We start from the raw sequence: 5,748 nt of genomic DNA, 5'->3' as shown, positions 1-5,748 counted from the left end.
GCTATTACGATATTCATTAACTAAAGTGTACATTTCTTCCTGTTTGCTCATAATAAATATTATTTTAGAGCAGCAAAGCTATCGGTAGAAAGTCAGCTAATCAAGATGCAGTTGGTGGGGTGGATACATTCACCCAGGCATTTTTACCAAATTCATCATCTGATTCAACCTGCATTTTTTTTAAGGTTTTCAGACTTTTTTTTAATTGTTGCTCTAAACGATTAGTTTCTCCTGGGGCATGAGTTCGATGGAGATGAGAACATCCGTTCCAGCATTGTAAATGTTTTTGGCATGGAGATTGACTAAAATCATGTGTACATCCACCAAAAGGGGTAATATGAATAGCTAAACCGTGAGTCACGAGAAAATCTTCGGCATATTCTAACCCTTCTTTCTTTTTTAAAGAATGATAAGTATCTGTAATTTCTCCAATTATAGTGCTTTTTCTTATCCCATCTCTTAAAAAATTCATTTTATCATTGTTTGAATCAAATGATAAAAAATCTTGGTGAAGTTTAGTTTTTTCTTTTATGCTTGTATGTTGATAATGGACATTTTGCGCTAAATCCTGTCTCCCCATTGCTAATGCTTGTTGAACATTGCTCATACCGGCCAGTTCATAAAGCGTATTTCTCCAATGTCTTGGTTGATGACTAGTTAATTTAATTTTAGAACCATCAGCTTCTGTTAAAGATCTACGTTCAAAAATAGATTCAATATCTTTATTCGCTCCCAATGCCTCATTCAATTCTTCTAAATGTATTCTTCCAGGAAAAATATAAAAAGTATTTTCCTGTCTTTTGAAACGAAAAGCTCCTTCTGGCCTTATTGAAAGCAAGTCGCTAGTTCGGAGAATAATTTTATCTTTACCCTCAATATTCTGCTTTAATACGTCGTGGTGATTCTGTCTTTTGGTTAATAAGAAATCCTCAATTTCTCCAGCTCTATAAATTCTACAAGGAAGGTATTTACCGCTTTCAAATCCAGACCTAGCTTCTCTATAAATTTTACCCAGTTTGACGTGCTTTATTCCGTTTCTTTTTAAATAACCATTTAAGTAGGTAACTCTATTAAAACCTAAAAACTTAAGAAGCTCAGAATCCGTTATCAATTTATTTCTTTTTAATTTCCAAAGTCTGTCTGAATGCTTTTCCTGCCACTTAGCTAGATTTCTATAATCATTGGTTAATTTTTTCAGTCTTGCCACAGCCCTTTTGGCAAACGGAATATCTTGTTTAGCTAACCAATGGATTCTTGGTTGAAATTTTTTTTCTGCGTAATAACGTATACCAACATTTTTTAATGGGCTTCCATGCATATCCCTCACTATTTCCTGATTCTGGTCTAGGACATTAGTCTCTACCCAGCAATCAACGGGAATATGGGTCACTTCATTTCCTCTTAAACCCATAGCCATAAGCAAATCTAAAGTTCTCAAAAGAATTTCTTCGCTATCATTAAGAGGATTATTAGTACATTGTGCATAAGCAACTAATGCCTCATAACTAGGTAATTTATCATTTCCTATTCTTTCAGAAATCTCAATTTTCTTTATAGATGTGTAGTTATAGTATCTATTTTTCGATTTTATACTATGAATAAAACTTATTTCATTCTTGGTCAATTTTTTTGAGTCAATAATATTTGATATGGCCTGTAAATTAGCAGCGGCGTCAAATAAGTTTTTGTAGTTTATCTGTTTTAAAAAGCTTAAGGCTTCTTCAAAATGCCACCTTGTAATTACTGTAACACAATTTTCATTTCTAAATGCCATAATGATATGTAATCTTCTACAGTCATTTAAATATGCTTTGGAAGATGCAAAACCGATTTCTTTGGTTCTATTTAAATACACTATTAAAGATTTAACAAAATCACTAAAAGGGTAGGGAAGGGGAGATTTTTTTGGTAGAGGATAATTTGAAAAATTTGTTTTAGTCATTCTAGAATAACTGTCAAAATTTAAAAATTTATCTTTTCCCCTATGCATTAGCCAATCACTTACATCCCATTTTTCTGCTTCCCAAGCTATCCCGGTATCTAATGCATTAAAAAATAATTTTTCTTCACTTATAAAATTGTCTAATGAACTTCTCATAATCAAGAAAGTTTTTCAATCACTTTGTTTACTGCTAAAATTGTATTTTCCAATTGTGAAATAGGGCGGTTATATTTTAGTTGACCATACTGTTCGGAAATATCTATAAATTTCTGGACTTCTCTTTGGAGATTTAATTTTACCTCAGTATGGTTACCACTTTTGAAAGGATGAAATTTTAAACAAGTGTAACAGGAATATACGGGATTTTTTGAACACACTGTATTATTAGGTAGCCCACAGGAGCCTATACCCCCAATGTATTGGTCTCCAATGACTCCTTGTACCCATCTATCTTTCTCCGCTTGTGCTTCATCGATAACTTCTCCAGTTATAAACATTTGAAGTAGTTCACCATATTTTTGACTTTTACCTAATGCCGATGCTTTAATTTCTGCAATCTTTGGAGTTGCTGTAATATATGCCCTGGCAGGCATTGTTGAATTATGTCCCATTATTTCGGCAATAGTTTCTGCCGAAGCTCCTTGATCTGCTAAAGACTGCGCAAGATGATGTCGCATATCGGTCAAGGAAATCGATAAACCTATTTCACGCATCTGAAGCTTAAATATTTCTCCTATTTTGTCGACAGATAATCTTTTTTTTCCATTTTCGATGAAAAAAGGAGAGGTAGATGTTATATTTTTCGGGTGAAGTTTTAAATAGGATTCAATTTTCTCACCTAACATAGAGCTTATTTTCCTATGTCTTTTTTCTAATTTCAATGAGCTTCTTTTCTTAGACATAGGAAGATTTATAGAATAGTATTTATTCCCAGACTCATTTATTACTTTAAAATCAGCAATAATTAATGAAAATAACTGCGATCTTCTGGGAGCCAGTTCATAAGAGATATTGACTATAATATTATCTCTAAGAGGATGAAAATTTTTAGGAATTTCTTTATTATGTATGATAGAGTATACTTTTTCTAACTCATTTGGCTTAATGTAAGTTTGTCTTAGAAAAACATTGCTATAAGGACTTGTTGTAGAATTCTTAAACTCTTTTATTTTCTGGTAAGTTTCGCTGTTAAAGCCATAATAATTTCTAACTAATGCTAGTTTATAAAAAGACTTAAAAATAGATGTAGCTGAATAGTTCTTTATTTTGTTGAAAAATAGAATTACTTCTTGGGCTTCAAAAGGAAAATTTAGTTGTTCTTTATTAAGCTGAGTTATCATTCTTGCATCTCCACTTACCACTGTAGCAATTGAACGATTCTGCAGTCGATGAAGGATAAAAGATTTTAGATATAATTTTAGGGAATCAGGGAAATTATAGGTTGTCCACTTTATTAACAATCTTTGACCATCTATTTCTAGACGCCAGATATCATCAGATGTTTTGAGAGGAAAACTTTCTTGAGAAATTTTGGAATAAATAATTATTTTAGGTGGTAGTGATATTGTTTTCATTACTTATTCTTTCCATGTTATGTTTGTTGGCCATATCTGAGATATAGTTTTTGGCATATAGATTTGGCATCAAAGAATTATATGACCAGCCTAATATTGTCCTTAGCTCATCTTGAGCTCTGGGCATATCAATTTTTCTCTCTTCAATAAGATATTGTAGCATTCTTTCTGCAAAATTGTGTCTCATCAAATGGGGGGAAAACTTTATATCAAGTTTTTTAGAAATAGTACTAAAAATGTATGAAATGGTGTTTTTGGCAATAGGATTTCCTTTTATATCACTAGTAAATAAAAAAGAGTGTTTTTTATTCTTTTTTCGGTGCCGCTGAATATAAATATCTAATATTTCGAAGGTTGATTGGCTTAATCCAATTACTCTTTCACTAAATTTATTTTTAATCCTAGGCCTTGTTTTACGGGAATCTTCGGGGTCACTAAATTCCTGGAATATTTTTAAATAAATTTGATTTTCATCCCTAATTAAATGATCTGTTTTAATGAGAAGTAATTCTGCCAATCTTAATCCTGTATCCAAGAATATTAATAATATTACAAAGTTTCTTAGTCGATTTCTAGATGCAAATGGATTACTTATAGAGGACGGGTGAATACAATCAAATATTTTATTCAGATCTCCCTTAGAAATACTTTTATATCCTGGATTTGAGTTATTATTAATAATGTGGGACTTAAACAGCGAAGCAATCCTTTTGTCAATATTTAAATTATTTTGATCATATCTAATAGACCAAACTAAAAAATCATTTATTCTCCGTAAATGATTATTATATGTAGTAGGTGATAAATTTTGATCTTGTTTGGTAAAAGATTCATTATTATAGATCCAGGAAATTAGATTTTCTAGGTTTTCAACTAATTCTTCAAATTTTGAATTTAAAATATTTGATTGAAAAGAAATGTTTCTTGATTCAAAATACTCTAACATCAACCTTATCGAGTAAAGATGATTGTACTGCGTTTTAAAGGATTTTGATTTAAGTTTAAGTATTGTGTATTTAAATGGTAGATATACAGGAGTGAAATCTTTTATAAGAATTGGTTTATAACTATTATTAAATTTAACTGATATTATTTTCATTCCTTTTAATCAATTAATCAATATTAATTAAAGAAATTCAAATATTAAAATAAAATATGTAGGGTTAGAGTGCTTATGAACATTGAAAACATTGAATCCCATTTTACATAATATAAATTATAGAGCGATTAAGTAACCAACCTAAATCTATTCAATTTGACCAAGGATATATTTCCAAATCCGATAATTATGAAATTAATTGACCCCGAACTTGAAAATTTTGCACCAGAATTAAAGGAAAAACTTATTAAACTTAGAAACAAAAGTATTGATAGACCTAAAACGGACTTAAAACCAGAGTATCTAAAATATCATATAGCATTTTTTGATCCTGTATAAATCATCATTATTTATTTAACAGCAAATTAAAATTATCTCCTTAGCTTTTTTATAATTTAGATTACTTAAACCAAAAAACTTAGAACATGAGAAATTTTGTAATGATTTTAGCCCTGTTGGCTATAGGTTTTACAAGTTGTAATGATAATGCCAACAAGGATTTGGAAAGACAACAACAAGAACTAACCCAAGCCAATGATAGCATTGTAAGTACACACGAAGAACTTAGGGCAAAACATCAGGAGCTTAGAAATAATCACAACCAGGTATCACAGCAATTAAGTGGTATGGAAGAACTTGAAGATTCTACCCAGTTAGAAAAACTGGTAGAGCTTGAAGCTCAAATTAGAGACCACCAGGCTACACTGGCTTCTCACGAAGAAATGATTAGAAGCCATAATGAGCTTAATCAAAAATATGGCTCTTTAAGCGCTGATGAGAAAAAAGCTCAGCTTGATGAAATGCAAAAAACTCATGACCGCATTATGAGTGAGCAGGAAGAAATGAGATCTGAACACGAGAATATTGAAAAAAGCCATCAGTCAATAAGAGAAAAAGTTGCTCAATCTGAAGAAGATTCAGAAAATGAGATGTAACTTAAGTTCTAAAGACTAAGAATCAAAGGCTGTCTATAAGGTAACATAAACGTCATCCTGAGACCTGTGATAAAAAAATTACCTAGCGTAGGATTTTGACGTAATTTTATTGGTAAATATAATGAACCACGAGTTAACCGATATAAGTATAGTGTTTTCATACCTGTTCCTGAGTATGGTTTTGGAAAATATTGTTAG

At 31.0% G+C, this 5,748-nt stretch carries 5 protein-coding genes; 2 read left to right on the top strand and 3 right to left on the bottom strand.

Annotated elements, in window-relative coordinates:
- Positions 1-100: 100 nt before the first annotated feature.
- Genes LB465_RS17850 through LB465_RS17840 form a run of 3 tightly spaced genes read right to left on the bottom strand, consistent with a single transcriptional unit; the run spans position 101 to position 4,615 of the window.
- Positions 101-2,098, bottom strand: a complete 1,998-nt coding sequence (locus tag LB465_RS17850; protein ID WP_224471278.1) for a hypothetical protein — start codon at positions 2,096-2,098, stop codon at positions 101-103.
- A 2-nt stretch (positions 2,099-2,100) separates the two neighbouring features.
- On the bottom strand, positions 2,101-3,516 hold the full coding sequence (locus LB465_RS17845) for a site-specific integrase (protein ID WP_224471277.1): 1,416 nt from the start codon (positions 3,514-3,516) through the stop codon (positions 2,101-2,103).
- Positions 3,491-4,615, bottom strand: coding sequence for a tyrosine-type recombinase/integrase (locus LB465_RS17840; protein WP_224471276.1), 1,125 nt, complete (start codon positions 4,613-4,615; stop codon positions 3,491-3,493). Before LB465_RS17840 ends, LB465_RS17845 begins: the two co-directional genes overlap by 26 nt.
- A gap of 189 nt (positions 4,616-4,804) precedes the next feature.
- Between LB465_RS17840 and LB465_RS17835 the strand changes: the two genes are divergently transcribed.
- Together LB465_RS17835 and LB465_RS17830 are read left to right on the top strand one after the other, a co-directional pair.
- Positions 4,805-4,954: a hypothetical protein gene (locus LB465_RS17835; RefSeq protein ID WP_224471275.1), complete on the top strand. Its 150-nt coding sequence runs from the start codon at positions 4,805-4,807 to the stop codon at positions 4,952-4,954.
- Positions 4,955-5,040: 86 nt separating this feature from the next.
- The gene (locus LB465_RS17830) at positions 5,041-5,550 is read left to right on the top strand and encodes a hypothetical protein (protein ID WP_224471274.1); all 510 of its coding nucleotides are present in this window, start codon (positions 5,041-5,043) and stop codon (positions 5,548-5,550) included.
- The last annotated feature ends 198 nt before the right edge of the window (positions 5,551-5,748 follow it).

This window comes from Salegentibacter lacus (assembly GCF_020164555.1).
Taxonomy (GTDB): Bacteria; Bacteroidota; Bacteroidia; order Flavobacteriales; family Flavobacteriaceae; genus Salegentibacter; species Salegentibacter lacus.
Note: the sequence above shows the minus strand (reverse complement) of the source record. Positions and strands in the feature narration are given on the sequence as shown.

Coding starts and splice junctions, on each gene's coding strand:
- LB465_RS17850 (WP_224471278.1), bottom strand. CDS start 2,098: ATGAGAAGTTCATTAGACAATTTTATAAGTGAAGAAAAATTATTTTTT.
- LB465_RS17845 (WP_224471277.1), bottom strand. CDS start 3,516: ATGAAAACAATATCACTACCACCTAAAATAATTATTTATTCCAAAATT.
- LB465_RS17840 (WP_224471276.1), bottom strand. CDS start 4,615: ATGAAAATAATATCAGTTAAATTTAATAATAGTTATAAACCAATTCTT.
- LB465_RS17835 (WP_224471275.1), top strand. CDS start 4,805: ATGAAATTAATTGACCCCGAACTTGAAAATTTTGCACCAGAATTAAAG.
- LB465_RS17830 (WP_224471274.1), top strand. CDS start 5,041: ATGAGAAATTTTGTAATGATTTTAGCCCTGTTGGCTATAGGTTTTACA.